The organism is Pedobacter caeni, from assembly GCF_900129215.1.
In the GTDB taxonomy this organism is placed as follows: Bacteria; Bacteroidota; Bacteroidia; order Sphingobacteriales; family Sphingobacteriaceae; genus Pedobacter; species Pedobacter caeni.
In genome coordinates, this window is record NZ_FQUQ01000002.1 from 1,673,787 (window position 1) to 1,697,396 (window position 23,610).

General features: G+C 40.6%; 13 protein-coding genes. 8 read left to right on the forward strand and 5 right to left on the reverse strand.

The features are described from left to right. The first annotated feature begins 75 nt into the window (after positions 1-75). From BUC20_RS14525 to BUC20_RS14550, 6 genes are read left to right on the forward strand one after another with little or no spacing between them, the layout of a single operon-like run. Positions 76-1,305 carry a hypothetical protein gene (locus BUC20_RS14525; RefSeq protein ID WP_073231701.1) on the forward strand — a complete coding sequence of 410 codons (1,230 nt, stop codon included), beginning with the start codon at positions 76-78 and terminating at the stop codon, positions 1,303-1,305. Between the two features lie 9 nt (positions 1,306-1,314). After that, a complete protein-coding gene (locus BUC20_RS14530; RefSeq protein WP_073231702.1) occupies positions 1,315-1,956 on the forward strand; it encodes a hypothetical protein in 642 nt (213 codons plus the stop codon). Beyond that, positions 1,949-4,747, forward strand: a complete 2,799-nt coding sequence (locus tag BUC20_RS14535; protein ID WP_073231703.1) for a peptidase associated domain and porin domain-containing protein — start codon at positions 1,949-1,951, stop codon at positions 4,745-4,747. Before BUC20_RS14530 ends, BUC20_RS14535 begins: the two co-directional genes overlap by 8 nt. A gap of 27 nt (positions 4,748-4,774) precedes the next feature. Beyond that, positions 4,775-6,259 (forward strand): glycosyltransferase family protein, encoded by a 1,485-nt coding sequence (locus tag BUC20_RS14540; protein ID WP_073231704.1) that lies wholly within the window; start codon positions 4,775-4,777, stop codon positions 6,257-6,259. Positions 6,260-6,297: 38 nt separating this feature from the next. After that, positions 6,298-6,759: a GtrA family protein gene (locus BUC20_RS14545; protein WP_073231705.1), complete on the forward strand. Its 462-nt coding sequence runs from the start codon at positions 6,298-6,300 to the stop codon at positions 6,757-6,759. Next, complete coding sequence (locus BUC20_RS14550; protein WP_073231706.1) at positions 6,756-8,003, forward strand: hypothetical protein; 1,248 nt, start codon at positions 6,756-6,758, stop codon at positions 8,001-8,003. The genes BUC20_RS14545 and BUC20_RS14550 overlap by 4 nt, the downstream gene beginning before the upstream one ends. Here the strand turns inward: BUC20_RS14550 and BUC20_RS14555 are convergent. The 5 genes from BUC20_RS14555 to BUC20_RS14575 form a co-directional block, all read right to left on the reverse strand. Then, a complete protein-coding gene (locus tag BUC20_RS14555) occupies positions 7,985-9,988 on the reverse strand; it encodes a hypothetical protein (protein WP_159441106.1) in 2,004 nt (667 codons plus the stop codon). The two genes, BUC20_RS14550 and BUC20_RS14555, sit on opposite strands and share 19 nt — an antisense overlap. A 52-nt stretch (positions 9,989-10,040) precedes the next feature. Beyond that, entirely contained in the window at positions 10,041-11,630 is a 1,590-nt protein-coding gene (locus BUC20_RS14560; RefSeq protein ID WP_073231708.1) for an NAD(P)/FAD-dependent oxidoreductase, read from the reverse strand. Positions 11,631-11,658: 28 nt separating this feature from the next. After that, entirely contained in the window at positions 11,659-12,429 is a 771-nt protein-coding gene (locus tag BUC20_RS14565; protein WP_073231709.1) for a glycosyltransferase, read from the reverse strand. Positions 12,430-12,914: 485 nt separating this feature from the next. Beyond that, entirely contained in the window at positions 12,915-13,748 is an 834-nt protein-coding gene (locus BUC20_RS14570; RefSeq protein WP_084528879.1) for an SGNH/GDSL hydrolase family protein, read from the reverse strand. A 118-nt stretch (positions 13,749-13,866) separates the two neighbouring features. Continuing rightward, positions 13,867-14,829, reverse strand: a complete 963-nt coding sequence (locus BUC20_RS14575) for a hypothetical protein (protein WP_073231710.1) — start codon at positions 14,827-14,829, stop codon at positions 13,867-13,869. Between the two features lie 226 nt (positions 14,830-15,055). On the opposite strand from BUC20_RS14575, the gene BUC20_RS14580 reads away from it, so the two are divergent. Beyond that, positions 15,056-16,747 carry a 7TM-DISM domain-containing protein gene (locus tag BUC20_RS14580; protein WP_159441107.1) on the forward strand — a complete coding sequence of 564 codons (1,692 nt, stop codon included), beginning with the start codon at positions 15,056-15,058 and terminating at the stop codon, positions 16,745-16,747. Between the two features lie 284 nt (positions 16,748-17,031). Further along, positions 17,032-23,610, forward strand: a 6,579-nt coding sequence (locus BUC20_RS14585; protein WP_073231712.1) for an MBG domain-containing protein, incomplete at its 3' end; no start/stop codon positions are given.

The window sequence follows — 23,610 nt, forward strand, 5'->3', positions numbered from 1 at the left end:
CAGGTCCAATTTTAACCATTATCTCAAGCCATCTTTTAGGAGTGGATAGACCCTTAAAGATGGCCTTATTCTGATATGAAGAACAAGCTTCCTTTTGTATTCCTGCTGGTTATTCTGATGTCTTTGATTTATAAAGGACTGAATGAGTTGCGCTTTGCAAATGTAGACGATCAATGGATGTTATTAGATGACGTCCTGGTCAGACCGGCAAAATTTGATCCTGAATTTTTAAAAAAGGTATTTACGAATATCAATTCATTGCAATACGCTCCTTTAAATACGCTGTATTACTATCTGATTTATAAAATCAATGGATACGATCCCTATTGGTACCATTTAATCTCTTTTTTCGTGCATGTAGCGAATACGGTATTAATTTATATCATTTCTAAAACCATATTCAGGTTGTTTCATATCAATAATGCAATGGTGCTGGCATATGTGGTCAGTGTGCTATGGGCAATCCTGCCATTCAATGTTGAATCAGTGGTATGGATTTCTGCCTCAAAAATATTGCTGTTCAGTTTCTTTGGGCTGCTTTCCTTTATGTGGTTTATAAAGGCTTATGTGAATGGGAGTAGAGGATATTATTTGTTGAGTATTTTAGCGTTCACACTGGCTTTTTTAGCCAAGGAGCAAGCCGTTCTGTTATCGGTTATGTTTCTGGTATTTCGTTATTGCTACGACCGGCAGTATGATAAGGTGGACCTGAAACGGACCATTGTTTATATGCTGCCCTTTATGGCACTGGCGTTGGCATTTGGATTGGTCACCGTTTATGCGGCTGTTTATGGAGATGGGAGCCATGACATTACCCGGTATCCTTTTTACCAGCGGATTGTGTTGACTTTTTATTGCCTGTGTTTTTATGTATTTAACCTGTTCGTCCCTATCAACCTTCATTATCATTATCCCTTTCCAAATGTTGCCGGAGAAGCTTTGCCACTTAAATTTTATGTTTATCCTATAGTGTTTGGTTTACTTTCATGGCAGTTGAGGGGATTACTTATGGGCGGGAAAAATTTCAATTTTTATCTCTTATGTATAGGGATTTTTTTCGCTCATTTATTATTGTCTATCCAGGTATTTCCATTGGCAAGGGCTGCTGTGGTGGCCGACAGGTATATGTATTTATCATCCTTTGGCCTCTTAATGATGGCCGTTGTTGCAGTTGGAGGAAATATCCGTTTTGAGCAGCTGACCTTCAGCAATAAAGCAATTATCGGGTGCTGTACAATCTATATCATCGTCATCGCGTATTACAGCTTCAATCTGGTCAACAATTGGCAGGGCATGAACTTATAGCAATAAAATATGAACAAAGATAATTTACTAAATCTGACACTGACCTTGCTGATGGCTACAACCACCACATTGGTGTTCCTGTTAATGAAACCTAAAGCCAGACTGGAGCAGGTAATTGTTGCTCCGAAAGTGGCGGATGACGGACCGATTGTAAAGCTGAAATCTGCTTTTTACAACTTATATCCAACCCTGGTTATTCCCAGCGATAATAAATTGGTCTCTAATAAAACATTGGTTAAAACTCCCGAAGGCCAAGCCCGCTCTTTGAAAGAACTGGTTGGAGATCAACCTAAGTTAATATTGAGGTATTCTCACATTGATTGTGAGGTTTGTGTAGATTCAGTGGTTTCGCAGATCAACAGGATTACTAAACGTGATCAGCTTCCGGAAGTGCTGATTCTGACAGACATCTACACGGAAAGAGATTTCTTAATTAAAACCCGAAACAAGAAATATGCTTTTGCCACCTATGGCCTGCCGGGAACGAACCTCGGCTTGCCCCTGGAAAACAAAAACCTGCCCTTCTTATTTGTATTAACCCCAGACTTCAAAGCCACCAAAATATTTGTTCCTTTTAAAGAAGTGCCTTACCAGACCACAGAATATCTTAAAGAAATATTCAGGTATTTAAATGTTCCGGTATATGAATAAAAAGACGGCTGTTATTGTGTTGATGCTGATTTGCTTTTTCGGGTATTTGTCTTTTGGACAGTCAAATTCAAACCCGGTAAAAGGGCTGTTACGTGGTATAGTAAAAGACAAGGAGTCAAAATCTGCTGTCTCAGCGGCTACGGTTACGATCTATTTACAAAAGGACTCTGCAATTCTCACCTATCTGTTTACAAAAGCGAATGGCTCATTTAAACTGGAAGGGCTCCCCCTGGACAGTACGTTAACCTTAAGTCTGAGCCATGTAAACTACACTACGTTTTATAAGAAAATAAGATTCAGTAGTAAAGTCCCCGAAATTGAACTTGGAGAATTGTTTCTGTTGAAGAGAGAAAACAATTTGGAAGAGGTAAAGATCGTTGCACAGCGTCCGCCAATGGTGATGCGTGGGGATACGTTGGAAATCAATGCTGAAGCCTTCAAAACAAAAGAAAATGCGGTGGTAGAAGATATGCTTAGAAAAGTGCCTGGCATCGTAGTATGGGGCGATGGCAAAATTACGGTGAATGGCAAAGCTGTAAGCCGCCTTCTGGTTGAAGGTAAACCTTTCTTTGGATCGGATCCCGTTATTGCAATGAGAAACCTTCCTAAAGACATTATTGACAAGGTTCAGGTATACAATGATCAAAGTCATACCGATTCTGAGATCAGAACACCAACGGTAACGATGAACATTGCTTTGAAAGAGGGTAAAAAGAAGGGCTTGTTTGGAAAAATCGGAGCTGGAATAGGAACTGAGGGGAGATATGAAGGTAATGTGGCCCTGAATGCTTTTACTCCTAAGAGTCAGCTTAGTTTAATGGCTGCTACAAATAATACCAATAAAGAAACTTACAGCATCGACGATATGTTGCGCCTAAGCGTGTACAAACCCGGAGGAAGTGACAACTCGAAGTACCAGTCTGATTTCTATAAGCAAGGATTGAATAAATTTTCTGCCTGGGGATTTAATTACGACCTGGATGTAAACAAAGCAGTGACATCGAAGTCCCGGTATTTTGGTTTCCGGTCAAATAATGAAACTTTAAAAGATGTCAATGAAGTGGTTTCCTTAACAGACGATGTATTGAAAAGAAACAATGTTGAAAATGGGAGTAATTACCGGTATAAGCATAGTTTAAGAAGCTCAATTGGTGTAAATAAGAAATTTAAGTCCTTCTTTTTTGCCCCTGAATACGAAGAAAGTAATTCCGGAAATAAAAACGAAAATAAAAGCAATACTTTAAATGGTACAGGATCATTACTCAGCGAATACAACACGAAAAATGACTTTTCAGATCATAATAAAAGATTGAAGTTATATGCCGATTTCAGAAGTAGTATTGATACTAAATTATATCAGGATTTTTATCTTAAATATGAGTTCGAGAACAACCGTTATCATAATGAAAATACATACAGCACGATGCTTCGTGAATTTTCTTCCAATGGAAGTCCGAAGAATAGCACTGATTTTAACCGGAGGTCCCTTTTTGATCAAACTGGAATTAGTCAGTCTTTATACGGAGAAGTAAATGTCTCTCAGTTTTTACGAATTGCCAGAAAAATTCAAACGAAACTGATCAACAATGCATCACAATTCCGGCAGTCAAATGATCATTTGGTCTATAATCTGGATGCGCAAAGTGGAGCGTATACTTCGCTCAATTCCTATTTGTCTAATCAAAGTACTTATCAGATCTTAACAGAGCGGCCGGGAATTAAATTCAATGGCAATTTCGGTAAAAATATTGCCCAGCGATCTGATGAGCGGCTTTCATTCGAAGTTCTTATGGAAATGCAAGTCATTGGTCAAAGGAATAAATCGGAGAAAAGTTTTCAAAACATCAGCAGAACCTATCATACTGCGCTGCCTTCTGCAAATTTAACTTATGCCATTCAGAAAGCCGGGAAGTATGAGCGAAGTTTTTCGCTCGGTTATTACACCTCTGCCGAAATTCCCGGCATAGAGAATTTAGCCCCGCTTGTTGACAGTGCCCAGCAAGTTTATATGAAAATAGGCAATAGGGGGTTAAAACAGCAGTATCAGCAAAGCGTCAGGTTAAATTTTTCCAATAACAGGCCGGGAAAAGGAATGTTTAAACTGGATATAGAAGCTGGTGCTTTTAAAGATGGCTTTACGGACAGTAGTTTTTATGATCACCAGGGGAGGAGAGTAGGGTATACGATGAATTTGGATGGGCGTAAATACATCAATTTTTCTGGTCAGTATATGCGTTCTTTTAAGATGTTTTCTGCCCCTTTAAGCATTTTATTAATGCCTTATGCCAACTTCTCAGAAAACCCATATTATCTGAACGGATTGTTGAGTAAGTCTGATAATGCAAATTACAGGGTCCTTGGGAAGATCAACTATGTACTTTCAGAAAGTATGCAGCTTGATTTGGATGCGGGTACTTCATGGTATACCAACCGCATAAAAAGTGAATCGGGTACGCAGAAACTGAGTTTTAATTACAGGTCGATTGGTTCTGATTTTCATCTGTCATGGCCAAAACGCGTCACGCTCGTTAATCAGATGCACTATAATATAAATGAAAGCACAGGGGCAAAAAGTGTACAAAATTTAATATGGAACATCAACCTGTATTATAGGATGTTAAAAAAGGAGCAGCTGGAGTTAAAGTTTTCTGCCAATGACCTGTTGCGTCAGAGGACCAATGTCATCAGTTACGTAGACAACAACACCATCAGTTTAGGAACAGTGAATAACCTGCAGCAATTTTTTATGTTCAGCGTTGCGTTCTATCCCCGGCAATTTGGCTCCAAATAAATCAGTTTAACATGATCTGTTCCCGCAATGACAAAATTTAAAATAGAAAATTCAGGTTACTTTCTGGTTATTGTAGTGATCGTTTATATGATTGTGGCCTGGAATAGTACCGGTTATCATCATTGGGATGAACATTTCCAGATCATCGAATTTGCGGGTTTCAAAGCCGGAAAGGTACAAGTGTCAGAACTGGCATGGGAGTACAACGCACAAATAAGGTCTGCTTTACAACCATCTTTATGTTTCCTGTTGTTTAAGGGGATGTATGCTATTGGAATCGAAAGCCCTTATCTCATCGCATTTCTACTGAGGTTAATTAGTGCAGGATGCGCCATCTGGGTCATTAACCGCTTTGTGGAAACGCAAAGGCCTTTCCTCTCTAAAAACCTGTTTCCATATTTTATCTTTCTGTCTTATTTTTTATGGTTTCTACCTTACATTAATGTGCGTTTCTCCTCAGAGAGCTGGTCGGGCTTATGCTTTTTAATGTCCTTGACGCAGGTATTCAAGGTCTCTGATCAGCGGACATTAAACTGGTTGCTGTTTTTAGGTGCCGCGCTGGGGCTGTCCATATTATTCAGATTTCAATCTGCCTTGCTGGTTTTCGGGGTTTTGATCTGGCTGATTGTTGTTGCCAGGCTCAACTACCGGGAGATGCTCGTCCTTTTCGGATGTATCTTAGTGGTTCTTTTGCTGGGGATAGGTGTAGACAGCTGGTTTTATGGATCGCCATCGTTTACGTTGTATAATTATTTTGAAGCCAATATCCTTCAGGATATCGCTTCCAGTTTTGGTACTGCACCCTGGTACCAGTATTTTATCTACATCTTTAAAGCACCGGGGATTTTTGGGTTATTCATCATCCTCTCCTTACTGATCATTGTCCTTAAAAATCCAAGACACATCTGTTTATGGGCGCTATTCCCTTTTTTGCTGGTTCATGCGGTGATTCCGCATAAAGAACTGCGATTTTTGTTCCCTCTGGCCAATTTGGTGCCATTGTTCGTCGTCTTAGGCTATCAATATGTCAGTACCTCATTACCAAAAAGTAATGCACTGGCATTAGCTGTAGGGCTGTTTGTAATTTTTTGCTATAACCTTTGCGGACTGGTCGCGATCAGCTGCAGAGGAGCAGGCCTGGCTAAAGTTGAACTGACTGCCTACATCTATCGGCATTATGGTAAACAAGAAGTTCAGTTGATCTATCCGGAAGGAGCTAATCCTTATCAGGACATTACCCCACAAAATACATTTTATCGTCATGGTTCCGTTAGTCTCCTCGCCCTGCGGAATCTGGATGATTTAAAGGGGCTGGAAAGAAAGAAACAGCAAGGTAAAGTGCTGTTGGTGATCCCGGCTGAAAATATAAATAAGCCTGCGCTTGGCAGGCTGCTGGAAAGGGAGCACATGCATTTCAGATATCAAACTTTCCGGCCTTTTGTACAGCAAATCCTCAGGTTTTATGATCAAACGCTCAATGAAGCAAACCTCATTTTATATGAATCAGAGTAAACCTGTGTTTTGCACAATGGCTAATTAAATGATTTGATATGGACCTGATACACCTAAAAAAGATCGCCGGTAAAGTTTTTAAATTCGGACTGGTTGGTCTGCTGGGAACGGCGATTGACTTTTCCCTAACTTTTCTTCTGAAGGATATATTGGATCAAAATCTGTATGTGGCAAATACCATTGGATTTTTCGTCGCTGCTTCGAACAATTTCTACCTCAATTCATTCTGGACATTCCGAAAAGCAAAAAAGCTCAGTTTTAATCTTTATTTAACATTTATTGGTGTTTCAGCAATAGGTTTGTTGTTTCATAGCATCATTATCTATGTGGCCCATCAGCAGTTACATCATGAATTTTATTTCAGTAAATGCCTGGCAACGGTCATCGTATTCTTATGGAATTTTGGAGCGAATTACCTCATTACCTTTCGGAAAAATAACCATGTAAAATTAACTCAGGAACGGTTTGATTTATCAGATCAGATAATGCCTTTCAAATGAACAGAACGCCTTTCATTATTTTTTTGCACCTCAATATTTTTATCATCGCGTACCTTTTGCTACTTCATTTTCAAGTGATAGATGCGGTTCCGGATGAACAAAATTTATTGAACTGGGATGCCTTTTGGTATCATGATATCAGGGAGAAGGGCTATGTTTTTGTGCCCTCACAAGTTTGTAATATGGCTTTTTTTCCGCTGTTCCCATTCCTGTGGAAATTAAGCCAGTTGTCGGCCGTTTCCATTTGTCTGCTCAATCTGGCCATCTTTGTCACTTCATTTTATTTGCTGATCAGGAAACAAGAAGTCTCCCCAATTTTCTTATTGATCGTGCTTGGCAGCCCATCTTTTATTTTTTTTGCATTACCTTATTCAGAATCCTTGTCCTTTATGTTTGCGGCAATGATCTTATTGGGCTATCGGTTAAAGTGCAGCCCGATTAAGATCACCGGTTTTCTGCTGGCAGCTACCGTAAGGTCTGTTTCTCTTTTGTTCATACCGGCAATAATACTTACGGAAATATTGACTTATGATAAAAAACAACCGAAATGGAGACTGCTTTTAAATCTATTCTATAGTATTGCTGCATGCACTGCAGGACTAATGATTTCTGCCTGCGTACAATTCCGGCAAACGGGTAGGTGGTTTTATTTTCTCGACATCCAACAGTTCTGGAAAAGACACTGGATCTTTCCAAAGTTCCCATTAACTACTTATGATCCGGAAAGGATCATCGGAGTAGATGGTGCAGCGTTTGTGATTGGATCAATCGCTGCGTTTCATTGCCTGAAATGGATTTTTTTATCGGTCCGCCGCCGGGATCTCTATCCATTTCATAACCTCCCCAAAGCGGTTGTTTTTTCTGCACTCTGCCTGGCAGGAACGACGTTTTTGGATACTTTCTTCACTTTCAATGTGAAGGGGGCAACAAATATATGGAGTTTAAACCGACATCTTTTTTGCAGCCCCTTTTTCCTCATCTACATCCTTTGGCTGGTAAGGAATTTTAAACCTGAAAAGTCCGAGATACTGGCACTCGCGCTACTCCTGATTTTTTGTGTTTATTTTACAGGTGTATATCAGCATACTTTACCCTTGACGTTTTATGTGACGTTTTTTTGTTCTTTGCTGGTCCTGAAATTTGCTGATCCCTTTAAAAATTACCTCATCCTTTTTTACCTGCTGTCACTTTTCATCCAGGTCTGTTTTCTTAACGACTTTCTTCATTATAAATGGATCGGATAACCGTGCAGGACATTCAGCTGAAAAGACACTGCCGCAATTAAAAAACAGAGCATAATTCCCATAGTCAGATACCTCAGCCATCTGCTGTTTGTCAAAAATAACAGGATGCTTCCCGTGAGGATCGCAAAAGGAAGAACGGCGGGGTAGATATACCTGAAATCATTAGAACAGGAATAAGGGTAATAGATTCTGAATACGATCATGGCAATAATCAACAGGCAGATATTGGCCAGGACAGGTGTGTAAGGTTCTTTTTGTTTGAAAGCAAAATAGAAACTCATGCTCCCTATTGTCCAGAAAAGCAGGAAAAAGAAACTTAGTATTTTCGCAAACCAGACCGTATGTTCCCCCTCTGGGCTAAATTCACCAAACAGGCTTGATTTTGTTAAATAGAACCAAAAATTCTCTCTTCCCTTTGTAGGATCAAGCGAACTTGTAAAAGGGATATTGATGAATTTAACAGGATTTAAGAAGAAAAAATTGGCCGGTTTGTTTTCCACCAGAAAACCCGGACCTAAGCCATTGGCATTTCCGACAATTATAGGCATATCGGGGTCGGCTTTCAGGCGTTCAAATTTTTCCTGGAATGCATAATAACCAACAAAAAGGGAGAAGATCCCTAAAAGACACAGTTTTGAAAAGTACCTTGTTCTATCCCTTGTCTTTTCTTTGTCCAGGAAGTATCTGATTACCAGTAAACAGCCAATCAGCCCAAACAACATCAGGCCGTTCGTCTTGGACCAGACATCCAAAGCTGCAAAAATCAAGGCAGCTGCAAATGCGCCTGTTTTTTTCGAAAACCACCAGCAAACGATAAAATAAAATGACATTGCATAAAAAAGATCAAACAGAATATCGTTCCCTACTCTTACTGAAACGATGGCATTCGATGGCCAGTAAAGAAAAATAGCAATCGTCAGCAGGTAGGCAGTTTTGAATATCCTGTCTTTCTTTTTATCAGCTAAAGCAGGCAAACTTCTGAATATCTTGTCTATAGTTTTCAGGGAGAAATAGATGTAGACCATGAAAAAGAGAAGGGAGCAGGCCTGGATGATTTTGGGAAGTTCTTCCGGTGTAAAGTAACCTCCGGCATTCGTTATTTTTAAGAGTAAGGTGATGCTGAGGTAGTATAAGGATGGGTGGTAGAACGACCATCCACCTGAAGAAACTGGTACATGACCTCTTTCCATAATGTAGCGGATATAGCTTAGATGACCTTCATAGTCATAAGAAAAGACATCGTGCGGTAAGACGATCAGATAAGCCACTGAAATGGATATGGAAAACAGAAAGAGTAAAGATGCGGCTTTCCCGTACAGGAATTTTTTATAAATCGAGAGATTTAAAGGAACCCATACGCAAGAGATCAACAAGGCAATAATTGACCATTTATACCAGGGGGCAGCAAGGTCATGGCGCATTCCGGCCAGAATGAGGAGGACGAATACGAGCAGTTGCCCACTGAGCAGCCAGCTCAACGATGGATTTTGCTGGAAAACAACATAAAACTGATCGCGAAGGTACAGGAACAGCTGTTTCAGGTTAACAAACAGGAGTATAAAAATGAGGCATAAACCAATGGTATATTTTTCGTAGAAAGTCTTATCGATCATCTTCAGGCCGTAAAATCCATGGGTATTCCGGATTTCCATAATAATCTGATTGTTGCCTTTACTGAGGTAAGGTTTGAGATCGATATAAAGACCATTGATGCAATCACAGATATGCTGCGTTTCTTTTAGCAGTTCAGGTTGGAGCTGACCATTAATGCGGATGCTGGTGATACAATCGTCGGGGGTAACGTGAAGCGTCCCTGAAAAGAGGATGGAGTTTTTTAAGGTCACGCTATAGGTATACATGCCTATATCCCCATCCTGGTTTGAGCTGTAAGGTATTCCAATATGTTCAACTATTCCTCTGGGGCCAATTACTGTAGCATTTGAAAATGTAGCTTTATTTTTTAGCAGCACAAATGTGGCTGCCATAAAAAACACAATTAATGCCATGAAAAATATTTTTGATTCTACCCTCAGGAGATTAAATGCTGGATTTGGCTTTCTTGTCCTTTTCATGGTATTCCATTTCTGTGTTGATCTCCCACATATTTCTTTTGTCTGTTTGATTCCCGATAATATTGTCTACCGCAACCATTGCTGTTAACATCGAGTGGTCCTGGTTATTGTATTTATGCATGCCATTTCTGCCGATAAGAAACATGTTCTCATACGAATTGGTGAATTCGATGACATCATTAATCTCGTTATAAGTCCCAAAATAGGCAGGGTAGGCCTTAGGTACCCGGAGCAATGTACTGTCTAAAACATCTTCATGATATACAATCTCAATTTTAACGAGTTCGTCAATGGCGAACTTAATAAATTGTTCGTCTTTCATAGACCATAAATCATCTCCTTCATTGCAAAAATATTCCAGTCCAACCCATGCATGATCCGGATTTGCAACCATATACGGGCTCCAATTGTTAAAGATCTGTAATCTTCCGATAGCAACATCTTTTTCCTGGATATAAATCCAATTATCCGGGATCAGTTTCTGATCAGAGTCTCCGTTATTTTTTATCCTTAATTTTTTGAGCAGTAGTCCAACTGTCATAAAATCCCTGTAAGGCAGTCCATTGGCTATGCGTCTGATGTGATCTGTAACCGTATTTCCCATACTGTTGATCAGGTCCTTTACCGGCATTGTTGAAAACAGGTAATTTCCTGAATAGACTTTACTTTCGTTTTTTAATACATCCAAAACGGTGAGCTGAACGTGATCTTTGTCGATCCATTCAATTTTGTTGACTGTATGATTGCGAATAACCTGGCCACCTTTTTCTTTTATAATTTCTGCAACTTCTTCCCATAGCTGACCGGGACCATACTTAGGATACATAAACTTATCGATCAAACTGGTTTCAGTTTTCTTTTGTTCTATAGATGAATTCTTTTTGAAGGCCATAGTTATGGCATGGTAAATGGCTTTGGATACAGACAACCCCTTTATGCGCTGGGCGCCCCAATCGGATTGTATTTGATCACATGGGATACCCCAGACCTTTTCTGTATAATCCTTAAAAAAGGTAGTATAAAGTTCTTTTCCAAAGCGATTAATGAAAAAATCTTCAAGATTCTTTTCATTTTTAATAGGGAAGAACCTGATTAAAGTGTAGCCCCATCCAATTTTTACAATTCTGGTAATTCCCAGATTCCTTAATGTTTTTGGACTAAGACTCAAAGGATAATCAAAGAAGCGGCGCAAATAGAAAATTCTGGAGAGCCGATTTCTGATCAGCATTACGTTGTTGGCTTTTTTCAAAGCTGCCTGATCAGGGTACTGCTTCTCAGCAATCACGGGCTGGGGATCAGTTTGCGATACATCTTGTATGGGAAAAAACATTTTCCACCATTCCATGACTCTTTCGGATTTTGAGAAAAACCGGTGCCCTCCGATATCGATCCGGTTGCCTTTGTAATTAATGGTTTTAGAAATACCTCCAATATGATTTGATCCCTCAAAAACGATGACCTTGATATTTGTCCTGGTGAGTAGTTCATAACTAGCTGTTAGTCCACCAGGGCCTGCCCCGATTACCAGTGCAGTGAATTCTTTCTCATTTTTCATTTATATTTGGTTTTAAGCGTAAGGTTTGTCAGCTCTTTAGCCAGTGACGGCCGTTCTTTCTGTAAGCGACTTTGATCTTCATGAGCAGGTAGGGGACTTTGATCACGTCAATGAATTTTATCCTGGAATCTCCTTTTTCGATCCATTCGATCAGTGGAACCTCTTTCATAATCCCGGTCAGCTGATCTGCGCTGTACAGCATCTTTATTCTTGCAAATATTTCGACATCAAAAAGCCACCTGCTTATAAATTTTTTGAAAAAGAGTTGCTCGGCCAGGTCACTTTTGAATATTTTGATTCCACATTGGGTATCATAAATGGCGAGATCTAAAATCAAACTGGTCATAGTAGCAACCACGCGTCCGAAGTAATGACGTAAGGCTACTCTTTTGATGTTGCTCCCGAAAACAAATACACGGGAACCAAAAGCGAGCAGGAGGTTTTGCTTTTTCATGATAGAGAAAACCCTCAGGAGTTCCCCGATAGGGGTAGACAGATCTGCATCCAGAAAGGCGATGTACTCCGATCTCTTTTCGCCTTTATTATGGTTCACGGCAAATCTTATGGCTTCTGCTTTCCCCACATTTATGGATAAAGGCAGAATGAGCACATTTCCGGGGCTCAGGATCTTCAATTCATTTAAAATAGAGAGGGTATCATCGGTACTTCCATCGTTAACAAAACAGAACAAAATAGCAGGGTTGCTGGAAATGTAATTTTTAAAAATAGGGGTGGGGAATCTTTGAAACTCATTATAGCATGGAACGACAATCGTAAGTTTGGTTTCGTATAAGCTCATATTTGGGAATCTGGGACAAGTATAACCTGAGGTGCTGTTGGTTTAACGAAAACAGGATGGTCAGGGTAGATGTGGTTTTGTCCGTTATTTGCCATAATGAGAGAATTTATTTTTAAATAATGAAGCGTGTTATCGTCATTGAACATGAGGATAGTGTTCTTCACTAGATTAAATATAATTCAATTATAATGTAAGATACCCGTGCCTTTTAAGATCGATATGATCTGTAGAAATATTGATACGATTTGCTTAATAATTAGCTCTATTTCATTATTTTGAGCTGCTCGCCGAGCCAGATTAGCCCGTAAGAATCTATCGTAGCATTTGTGAAGTCATCAGACAGGTTGAGCTGGTTAATGGAATAATCCAGACTGGGTGCAGTATTCTCTACAGAAACAGTTCATGTGTTGTAGCAACAAAAGAAAATTAGTTTTAGTTCTTTGATGATTCTTTATAGAAAGCTGTTTTATAATTGGTCAATATCTTCATTTATCTGGTGCTGCTGAGGTAGGAGCCAGTATTTTTTTTAATTCAGGCAGAAGAATTTTCTTATAGCCTGAGAGCTGCGGGTGGATGCGGTCAGGTACTAGTTGATCGAAGACTCCCGGATTTTCCTTCATCAGCTTCTCCCAATTGGGATAGTGGTCAACAATAAGTAGTCCCCGGGCTTTAGCAACATTCCTATAACCTTGTGTATACTCAGCAAGCTTAGGGCGATCGGAGGCATGGGATCCTGAGCCGGGTTTGTCCATTACTGTGTTCATCGTTTGAAGGATAATCTCGGTATTGGGGTTAGCAGAAAGGATCTTATCGATGATTAAATTGAGGTTTTTCCTTGAGTCCTCCAACGAGATTTTATAGGGCAGGTAGGCATCTTTTGTAGTAAACTCAATGAATACCACGTCTGGCTTATGGGCGATAACAACAGGAAGCTTACCTAAGCCGGAAAGGGCGGGGTTGTTGTTGGGACCCACGCTGGAAGAGGAGGCACTGACCCCCTCGTTAAAGAAGGTGATTTGTCCGGGAAACGCTTTTTTGAGCCAGTTGTTCATCATCACATCAGGCCAGCACCATTCACCACCAGTGAGGCTGGTGCCCATAGTGACGATAGTGATCTTTTTCCCTTTTTTCAGGGCAGCGATAAATCGGGCACCAGCAGGTACAACCGCAGACTTATTTTCCAGAGAAGCCGTATCCAAAGTTATAGTGGCAATATTTTTAGCATAGCCCTTATTAAATGATGACAATAGTAAGATCAGGCTTATGATGCCAATTACCATCTTACCATTAAAGGGATGTTTTACTAGTTTTAGATTCATAGGTTTAATTGCTTAATAAAGCTATGATATGAGCTCATCTTTAAAAATGGACAATTTGTATTAAATGATGGATTATTTACTTCTGATAGAAGTTGGTCTTATTACTCTTTATTTTCTTCTACAACTTTATATAAAGCGCATAGCAATGCTTCATGCGCTGCTCAATATCTTTTAAATAATCAAGATCTTCTTTTGTGGGCCTGTTGTGCCGGAAGCTGTAGGTATATATGGTCATTGTAGATTGCAAATCTCTAAATCTGGCATATAAATGGTACTCCCAAAACAATTTGCTCTGTGCCAAAGGGAATAACGTTGTAGTAGGGTCTGCGTACGCCGCTTTTTCGATAGATTCCATTAGTTTGGCAATATCTTTTTGCGTTGCTTTATTGTAGGGTTTTGTTCCTGAAGTAAGGCTGTCAAGCAACGCGTTGAATTTGTTGCTGGTTTTTATAGCTTGTTTCATTGCTGATGCACATTTTGCGGAGGGCCTGGTGTTTTTCGGTATGAGGTATATATCGCGATAAATCACATCCGACTTCAGAATAATACTGTCGCTTATAGCGGTAAACCTCATGTCTAAGCGCTGAATAGAATCTATTAAAGCAAATCCCTTTTTTCCCTTGTCCAGATTAAAACTATTGCTTCTGTAATAATTATCAAAGGCTTTGTAAGTCGTTTGTATCTGATGAAATACATTTGCCAAATCGGTTGTTTTTTCCTGCAAATACCTGCTTTCTTCCCTGGTCAGATTATCCAGATGTTCAACAGGCTTTTTTTTGCCAACTAATAATATGGAATCTAAACCGTCATTGAGGATACCCTTGTCATAATCATCTATATACTTTTTGTTCCCAAACACCGTATCGACTCTATTGGGGTTTATCATGATTTTCTTTTTCTCCTGAATTGCTTTTCGCATAAAAGCCGCCAACCTCTGTTCGCGGAAGGTCACATCAGCAACAAGATTAAAAGCATAAGCGTCCAGCAGGTATTCTTTGCTTTTATCATGTCTTTTGTCTTTGCAGGAAAAGAAAGCAAGTAAAACCACAAGGGAGAAGAATATTTGTTTAACATAGCTCATCTTACAAATCTAATTTAAAGTCGTTTACAAAAAGAGAAAAAGAAGGGTGATAAACCCATGATAAATATTTGGTGGTTTTGTAGATAAAACATTAACTTTAGCCTTAAATGTAGTACACACCGCAACAATGCCTTCTTCTGTCAAAAAGTACTTATGTTGTTTCCTCTTCTGTATTTCTTTTGCATCATCAGCACAAAATATACAGGTATTAACTAATGCTGAATTTTTGCAGGTCAGGACTTATGGCGTGCTTTCTGACCAGCATTACAGTTTCGATAAAATTCTTAACGATACTACTCTTGTTTTTAGGAATAACAGTTCTTTGAACAGGACTGGCGCAGATTATTATTGGATAAAAACGATCATAGAAAACCCTTATCCTAATCAGGAGCACTATCGCATCTCTCTTTCTGTACCACTCAATTATTCTCTTTACTCTTTTGATGATCTCCATAAAAAATGGATTTGTCGTACTTCGGGACCAGCGGTAGCAGATCTGCAAAGGGAAAGAGGTGTTATCTCTTTTAGTTTTAAGGGGCAGACAAAAAATGTATTATATTTTAAAGTCGATGTCTCTGACATCAAGTCTTATAGACATGCTATAGCTCCTGTTATCCTGTTGAATAAAGAGATTTCATTTGATGGCCGTGAAAAGATTTCATGGCTTACCTGGTACATTTGTATTGCGGTATTACTTAGTTTCAGCTGCTATAATCTATATATCTATTTTCATTTAAAGGAGCAGATTTATCTTTATGGATTGGTTATTCAAATCGGGGCAATCATCTTTATTACTGCATTTAAGCATTTCTTTAATGCATTGATTCCTTTTACGGGATATAATCTACGATTAAATACAGATGGATCTGTTTATCATTATAACCTCAATTCCTTTTTGCTTCACATCGGTATAATTCTGATTTTTTTTGGCATGATCCAATTGACCAGAACTTACCTGAATACTAAGAAATTGTTACCTGTACACGACGGGGTACTGAAATACATGATTTATGTGTATGCGGCTTACGGATTCATTCCGGCAATAGTAACCATCACAGGGTGGTATTATCTGGATCATTATACCCTGATGATGGACAATATTTTAGTGTTGCTTATTGTTCTTACCATCTTTTTAACCAGTATGGCGGCTTACAAAAGAAGGATCATTGCCGCAAAATATTTTTTACTGGCAAATACACTGCCTCTGATTTTTGGGGCTGGTTTAGCATGCTATTACATCATTAATTCGGCCCCAACCTATACCAACAACACTTCTGTTTTACCGGAACTGGCTATACTTTCTCAGATTCTTACCTTCGCCGTTGCCCTGGTTGCACGGGTCAGAATAGTTAATGAAGAGCTTAGATTAAAAGAGCAGGAAACGATAAAACTGGAAACAGATATCGCTGTAACAGGATATAAACGGTTGCTTGCTGAGGAAGAAAATCAGCAGATCATTAATGCCATTCGGGAAGAGAAGAATAAGAACGACCTCCTGCAGCAAAGACTGGAAGCGAATGAACGGGAACTGGTCGGTAATAGTGTATACATCCACCAGAAAAACAAATTGCTTTCCGATCTGAAGCTCCAGATCAAGGACATTAGTAAGCATTATCCTGATGATAAATATCCGGCTTTAAAAAATATAGAGAGCTCCATAAAGGATAGTCAGTATCTTGATTCAGAATGGGAGAAATTCAAGCTTCATTTTGAACAGGTACATCCTGATTTTTTCGGAAACCTTCGTGTTAAACATCCAAGCCTGACCAATAATGAGTTGAGGTTATATGCTTACTTCCATATCAATCTCTCTACAAAGGAAATTGCCACATTGCTCAATATTGAACCGGCCAGCGTCAGACAGGCAAAGGCAAGGTTAAATAAAAAGATGAACAAGTTTGCAGTAAATATGAGCTAACCTCCTTTATTTCAGCATTATTCTTTAATCATTTCTCCTTTACTGTACCTGTGAAATAAATCGGCATGTATACACTTTGTCGATACCCGTTTTTCAGCTTTTCATCAGGACTTCTGTTCCTTTACAAAATATTCCCCGACTGTTTAATCGCCCCTGCAGTCCCGGTTATTTACTTCGAAAACAATATTTAAACCCATGCGCTCATTTTCGAAATGTGGTATCGAACAATTGAATCCAATGATGATATGAATAAACTTTACTTATTAGAATACGCTCTTTTTTTAATGAAAACGGTAAAATACCGGGCAGCTTTATTGATCCTATTGATAAAGCTGCTGCTACCGTTTTCAGTAGCCGCGCAAACACCTGTAATCAGTTATGGTAACAGCCCGAAAGTTTACCAGACCGGTACAGCGATTACAGCAGTTACACCTATAGCAAATAATGTATCTCCTTTTGGATATGCAGCAGTGCAAACTAAAATATTTGATCCGCTAGCTTATACGTTGGGGCCGATAGCGATTGATCCTTCGGGAAACATGTATACCATTATGATGAATAAGCTGATTCGGATACCTCCGGGTGGTGGTTCATATACTGAGTTCAGTCCGGATAATTATAATTCCAAATCATTGAATATTGATGCCTTGGGTAATACTTACATTCTCGATTCTTCAGATCCGGGATCAGTTTATAAAATTACGCCGGCAGGAGTGAAAACAATGGTAGGTACCGGGTTTTATTATCCATATAGTGTGGTCACAGATCGTGCAGGTAATATCTATGTGGCTGAAAACAGTGTCGATAATATTAAAAAGATCTCTGCACAGGATGGCAGCGTGACACTGATCAGCAGTGCAGTATCGAATCTGGGAATGCTGGCGATGGATCCTGCAGGTAATTTATATGCGACAGGAAAGGGGAGATCAGATATCATTTATAAAATACCCTTGGACAGGAGTGCTCCGGTGCCTTTATCGGGGCTTACGATCGTTAGCCAGGGCTTTACATCTATCGCTGGCCTGACAGCTGATAATTTAGGGAATCTGTATGTAGTGCAATACAATAACATCATTTACAGAGTCGTAGATGGAGTTAAAACAAATATTGGTACCGTCGGTAATCCGACACTTGGTTGTGTTGCTGTGGATGCTTCCGGAAACGTATGTGTGACTACGCAGAATTACACCATTGGGCTGGCTCAGGCAAAGCAAAATGGTGGTTATTATATTAGTCCGGCGCTGCCTTCGGGTTTGGTATTTGATAGCTCTACGGGGGTGATTAGCGGGACGCCAAATGTGGCAAGCGCGGCAACTGATTATACCATTACTGCTCATCATAATACTGGCTCAAAGGCTACAGCAATATTGAACATCAGTGTTACTACCCCCCCGGTACAGGCCAGTAATGTGTCTTTTTCCAATAAAACCGGAACTTCAGCTACGCTGAACTGGACAAATGGCAATGGATCATCCAGACTTGTCTTTATGACAAAAAATATTGGTGGTAATACCGGCCCTGTGAATGGCAGCAGTTATACAGCCGCTTCGGTTTTTGGTTCAGGTACGGCGCTTGGTTCTGGCGGTTGGTATTGCGTTTATAATGGCACCGGTTCTTCTGTTAACGTGACAGGCCTGATTACCGGTCAGAGTTATAAGGTAATGGTCGTAGAGTATGACGGGCTGCCTGGAAACGAACATTATTTTGCGACTGCAGGTGTTGGTAACCGGGCTAATCTCGCGGTGTTGCCACAACTACCGGCAATCAGTTATGGGGGGGCGAAAACCTTTTTTGCAAAACATTTAAATACAGCGGTTCCGAATAATACCGGGGGGAATGTGCCGGCCGAAATTTATGGAGCCCCTAATGCTTTTGGCAAGTGTGATGCCGCATATCTTATGGATTTAAAAGCAGATGTTGCGGGTAATATTTATATCGGAGGCAACAACAGTAAGATTAAAAGAATTAATGCGTCAGATGGCAGTACCACAATTATTGGTTCAGGTATTAGTCAGCCAGCAAGTATTGAAACAGATTTGGCAGGAAATGTTTATATCATTTTTGATAATAAACTTTATAAGATTCTGGCTTCGGATGGTACGATGTCAGTGATTGCTTCAGGATTTAGTGATGGTACAGGTGTATGTGTCGATACTGATGGCAATATTTATCTGTCACTGTTTGGGGGCGCTATTAAGAAGATTTCTGTGGCTGATGGTTCGATGTCTGATTTTGTGGTCAATAGTCCGCTTAGCAAGGTTCTGAGTATGGCCATTGATTTACAAGGAAATTTATATGTGACGGAATTGAACCAGGATAAGGTCAAAAAAATCAGCCCGGAAGGGAACGTAACGCTTATAGGTTACGATTTTTTAATGGCCAACAGTTTGGCGACAGATGCGCTTGGTAACGTATATGTTGGTGATTATTCGGCAAGGGTTGTCAAAAAAATATCTGTGTTGGATGGTTCAGTCAGCACTGTAACCGGGCCATATCACATTCTGGAAAAAATTGCCATGGACGGGGCGGGAAACCTCTATGTGGTCTATCGCAGTCCATTTATTGATGTTCCGATTGTGAAAGTCTCTACCAATGGATATACGATTAGTCCGGCATTACCTGCAGGACTTAGCTTTGATGGTAGGACCGGAATTATTAGTGGTACTCCATTGGTGGTTTCTGCAGCCACAGATTATACGATTACCGCTTATAATACCGGAGGACTCAGTAAGACAATTGTCAATATTGGTGTAGTGGATCCCTCTGCAGGTAACATTAAGTTTAGTGGGACAACGAATAAGGCAACTACGGTGAGCTGGACTTCAGGTCTGGGAACATCAAGGGCCGTATTTATGTGCAAGCCTGCTGTAGAAGCGGTAACACCTGTTGATGGGATGGTTTACAGTGGCAATGTGGTATTTGGATCCGGTAATCAGATTGGTTCAAGCGGATGGTATTGTGTTTATAATGGAAATGGTTCTTCAGTAAATGTGAGTGGTTTAACGGAAGGTAATACCTATGGAGTGATGGTGATTGAGTATAATAATACCGGAAGTCCGCAGTATTTATCCGGTTCTTCTCCCGGCAATCCTGGTTATGTATTTATACCGCAACAATCTCCGGCGATCAGTTATCATACACCCCAGGGATATGTGCAGGGGAAAGCCATTACTAATCTTATTCCTGTTAATTCCGGAGGTGCTGTGCCTGCTTATAATTATGGCGAGCAGAGTACAATTGCATCAGGTATTAACTCACCGGGTATCGTAGCCGATGGGTTTGGGAATTTATATGTTTCGGATCTTAAAGATGATCTCATTAAGAAAATCGCTCCTAATGGTAACCCTTCATCTCTTGTGCCTGCGTATCCCCGTGGAGAAGGATTAGCAATTGATCCATTGGGAAGCCTGTATCAGACTTACGTGGGGAATGGTACCATTCAAAAAATTACTTCTTCTCTTAATGGGAGTATAATTGCGAGTGGTTTAGATTCACCGACGGGCATTGCATTGGATGCATCTGGCACTATCTACGTGATTGAGCAAGGAAAGCATTCGGTTACAAAATTACCGGTTTCGGGAGCTGCGCGGGTGGTGGTTTCTTCAGATTTTGTGGAACCTACGGGTATTGCGGTGGATGCTGAGGGAAATATATATGTCGCTGACAGAGGGGCCAATCTGGTTAAAAAGATTTCAGTTACTGATGGTTTGATCAGTACAGTGGGGGCGGGGTTTAACAAGCCTTTTGGGCTGACGTTGGATGCTCTTGGCTATATCTATGTGAGTGATCAGGGGAGCAATTCGGTGAAGAAGGTGGCTGTTGATGGTACGTTGAGTACATTGGTAACGGGGTTAGATCTTCCTGGCGGCCTGGCAATAGATTTTTTCGGTAATCTGTGTATCACTTCATTGGGAAGTGTAAAAAAAGTCAGCAAATTGGCGCTGAGTGGCTATGAGATCAGCGCTGCTTTGCCTGCGGGATTAAATTTTAACAAGCAAACAGGTGTGATCAGCGGTACACCTACTGAGTTCTCTGTGGCAAAAAACTACACGGTTTCGGCCTATAATTCCAGAGGAAGTAGTACAGCAAATCTTCAGATAAGCGTGTTTAAGGTCCCGTCTGTACAGACAAAAACAATTGTATTTACCAATAAGAGCTCCACAAAAGCTACCATCAGCTGGACAAAAGGGGATGGGGAGTCCAGGCTGGTATTTGTTGCTAAAAATACACTTGGTAATGTTTATCCTGCAACTGATGTCAGTTATACTGCTAATCCGGTTTTTGGCTCCGGATCACAATTAGGAGCAGATTGGTATTGTGTATATAAGGGGAGTGGGACTACTGTAGATGTTACCGGTTTGGAAGCTCCAAATGTTTATCAGGTCATCGTTTTTGAATATGATGGTTTGCCGGGAAGTGAAAAATATCTGAGCAGCACTGCTTCAGGAAATCCGGCTGCAGTTAATATACTGCCTGCTACACCTGTGATTAGTTATGGTCAACAGGTATTCGCATTAGGGACGGCAATTACTCCGGTATTGCCGGTCAATACGGGAGGGGCGGTACCTGCAACGGTATATGGTAGTGTGGTTAGCCTGGCTTCAGGTTTTAGCAGTCCTAATGGCCTGGCAGTAGATGTTAAAGGCAATATATATGTTTCCGACGGGGTCTATGGTAAGGTATCAAGAATTCCACCGGGGGGGAATGTGAGGGTAGATTTTGGATCGGGCTTTAATGCACCGGCGGGAATTGCGCTGGATGCATCCGGAAATGTGTTTGTGGCCGATGCTTTTCTTAGGAAGGTGATGAAAGTCGGAGCCCTTGATGATGCCATGTCTTATGTTGGCGATGGCAGTCTTTATAATGGCCCGAGGGGTGTGGCAACAGATGCCGCGGGAAATGTATATGTAACGGACTTTTCTTCTGGTTTTGACAATGTGTTCAAAATAACTTCCGAGGCAATGATTAACCTTGGCCCTGGATTTTCCCGGCCTTTAGGGGTTGCAGTTGATGCAACAGGTAATTTGTATGTGTCAGATAGTGGAAATAATGTGCTTAAAAAGATTTCGGCCTCAGATGGTTCTATGTCTGTTGTGGCAAATCTCGGTGTTCCTGTTGGGGTTGCGATAGATCCGATCGGAAATATTTATGTGAGCGCGAGAACGGAGAATGCGGTTAAAAGAATATCGGCGATAGATGGGAGCATCAGTACGATTGGTTCTGGCTTTAACAGTCCCACTAGTCTGGCAGTAGATGTAAAGGGGAATGTATATGAAATGGACAATACTAATCCGCAGCTTAAAAAGATTACTACTACAGGTTATACAATTAGTCCGGAACTGCCTGATGGTTTGGTCTTTGATCAGACCACCGGCAAAATCAGCGGTACGCCAACTACGCTTTCTGCTGCAAAGGATTTTACAGTGACGGCCTATAATGAAGGTGGCAGCAGTGCAACGAACGTAAATATTGCTGTTGCTATACCCTCCTCAATTTTGGTAACAGGGACAGTTACGGCCTTAAATACCGATTATGGGACGGCATCAGTAAATACCAGTTTTAATGTTGAAGGCAGCAGTTTATCAGCAGATATAAAGGTTAATGCTCCTGTTGGGTTTGAAGTTTCCCGCTCTGCTACGACTGGTTTTTCGAGGACAGTTACTTTAGCTCAGACAAGCGGATCAGTAGCTTTGACAACAATATATTTAAGATTGTCAGCAGATGCTGAAGCAGGGACTTATACAGGGAATATTGTGGTGGGGAGTCTGGGGACAGCTGATGTGACCAAAGCTGTGGTCTCAAGTACAGTAAGTCCAAGGGTGTTAACCATAACCGCAGCCGGGATTAATAAAATTTACGACAAAAATGTTACTGCAACTGTAAATATAACCGATGACAGGATCAATAATTACGATCTGACGGTGAGTTATACGGCAGCTTTTGACAATGAGAACGCAGGGCTGAACAAAACAGTTACGTTGAGTAATATTAGTATTGCAGGATTGAAAGCCTTTAATTATCAATTGAATGGTACGACGCTTACTACCAGTGCAAATATAACAGGTATTGCAATTACCATTACTGCAAATGCCCAAACTAAGGTTTTCGGTGCTACTGATCCGACACTGACTTATACAACCAGTTCTGCACCGCTAACCGGTGATAATTTTTCCGGAAGCCTTAATCGTGATCCAGGTGAAGATGTGGGGAATTATGCGATTAAGCTGAATACCCTAACACTTGGCAATAATTATGCGATTACCTATGCCGGTGCAGATCTGGTGATTGGAAAAGGAACAGCTTCAATTGCTTTAAGCGGTCTTTCTCAGGTCTATGATGGGACCGGAAAATCAGTTATTGCAACCACTAGTCCATTGGGGTTGCTGGGCGTTTCTGTGACTTACAATGGTTCTTCTGTATTGCCTGCAGATGCAGGGACTTATGCGGTAGTTGCAAGTTTGAATAATGCAAACTACAGTGCCAGTGATGTAACAGGCAGTTTGGTAATTGGTAAGGGTACGGCTTCAATTGTTTTAAGTGGTCTTTCTCAGGTTTACGATGGGACCGGGAAATCAGTAGTTGCAACTACTAATCCAGCAGGATTATCGGGTGTTACAATTACTTATGATGGTGCTTCAATAGTACCTACAGCTGCGGGAACTTATGCGGTAGTTGCAAGTTTGAACAATGCGAACTATACTGCAGCTGATGCGACAGGCAGTCTGGTAATTGGTAAAGGCACGGCTTCGATTGCTTTAAGTGGTCTTGCTCAAACTTACGACGGGACAGGGAAATCAGTAATTGCAACGACTAACCCCTTGGGTTTATCGGGTGTCACGATTACTTATGATGGTTCTTCCGTG

Bases quoted from the DNA above. Each gene is read 5' to 3' on its own strand.
- BUC20_RS14525 (WP_073231701.1), top strand. From the start codon at position 76: ATGAAGAACAAGCTTCCTTTTGTATTCCTGCTGGTTATTCTGATGTCT.
- BUC20_RS14530 (WP_073231702.1), top strand. From the start codon at position 1,315: ATGAACAAAGATAATTTACTAAATCTGACACTGACCTTGCTGATGGCT.
- BUC20_RS14535 (WP_073231703.1), top strand. From the start codon at position 1,949: ATGAATAAAAAGACGGCTGTTATTGTGTTGATGCTGATTTGCTTTTTC.
- BUC20_RS14540 (WP_073231704.1), top strand. From the start codon at position 4,775: ATGACAAAATTTAAAATAGAAAATTCAGGTTACTTTCTGGTTATTGTA.
- BUC20_RS14545 (WP_073231705.1), top strand. From the start codon at position 6,298: ATGGACCTGATACACCTAAAAAAGATCGCCGGTAAAGTTTTTAAATTC.
- BUC20_RS14550 (WP_073231706.1), top strand. From the start codon at position 6,756: ATGAACAGAACGCCTTTCATTATTTTTTTGCACCTCAATATTTTTATC.
- BUC20_RS14555 (WP_159441106.1), bottom strand. From the start codon at position 9,988: ATGGCAGCCACATTTGTGCTGCTAAAAAATAAAGCTACATTTTCAAAT.
- BUC20_RS14560 (WP_073231708.1), bottom strand. From the start codon at position 11,630: ATGAAAAATGAGAAAGAATTCACTGCACTGGTAATCGGGGCAGGCCCT.
- BUC20_RS14565 (WP_073231709.1), bottom strand. From the start codon at position 12,429: ATGAGCTTATACGAAACCAAACTTACGATTGTCGTTCCATGCTATAAT.
- BUC20_RS14570 (WP_084528879.1), bottom strand. From the start codon at position 13,748: ATGAATCTAAAACTAGTAAAACATCCCTTTAATGGTAAGATGGTAATT.
- BUC20_RS14575 (WP_073231710.1), bottom strand. From the start codon at position 14,829: ATGAGCTATGTTAAACAAATATTCTTCTCCCTTGTGGTTTTACTTGCT.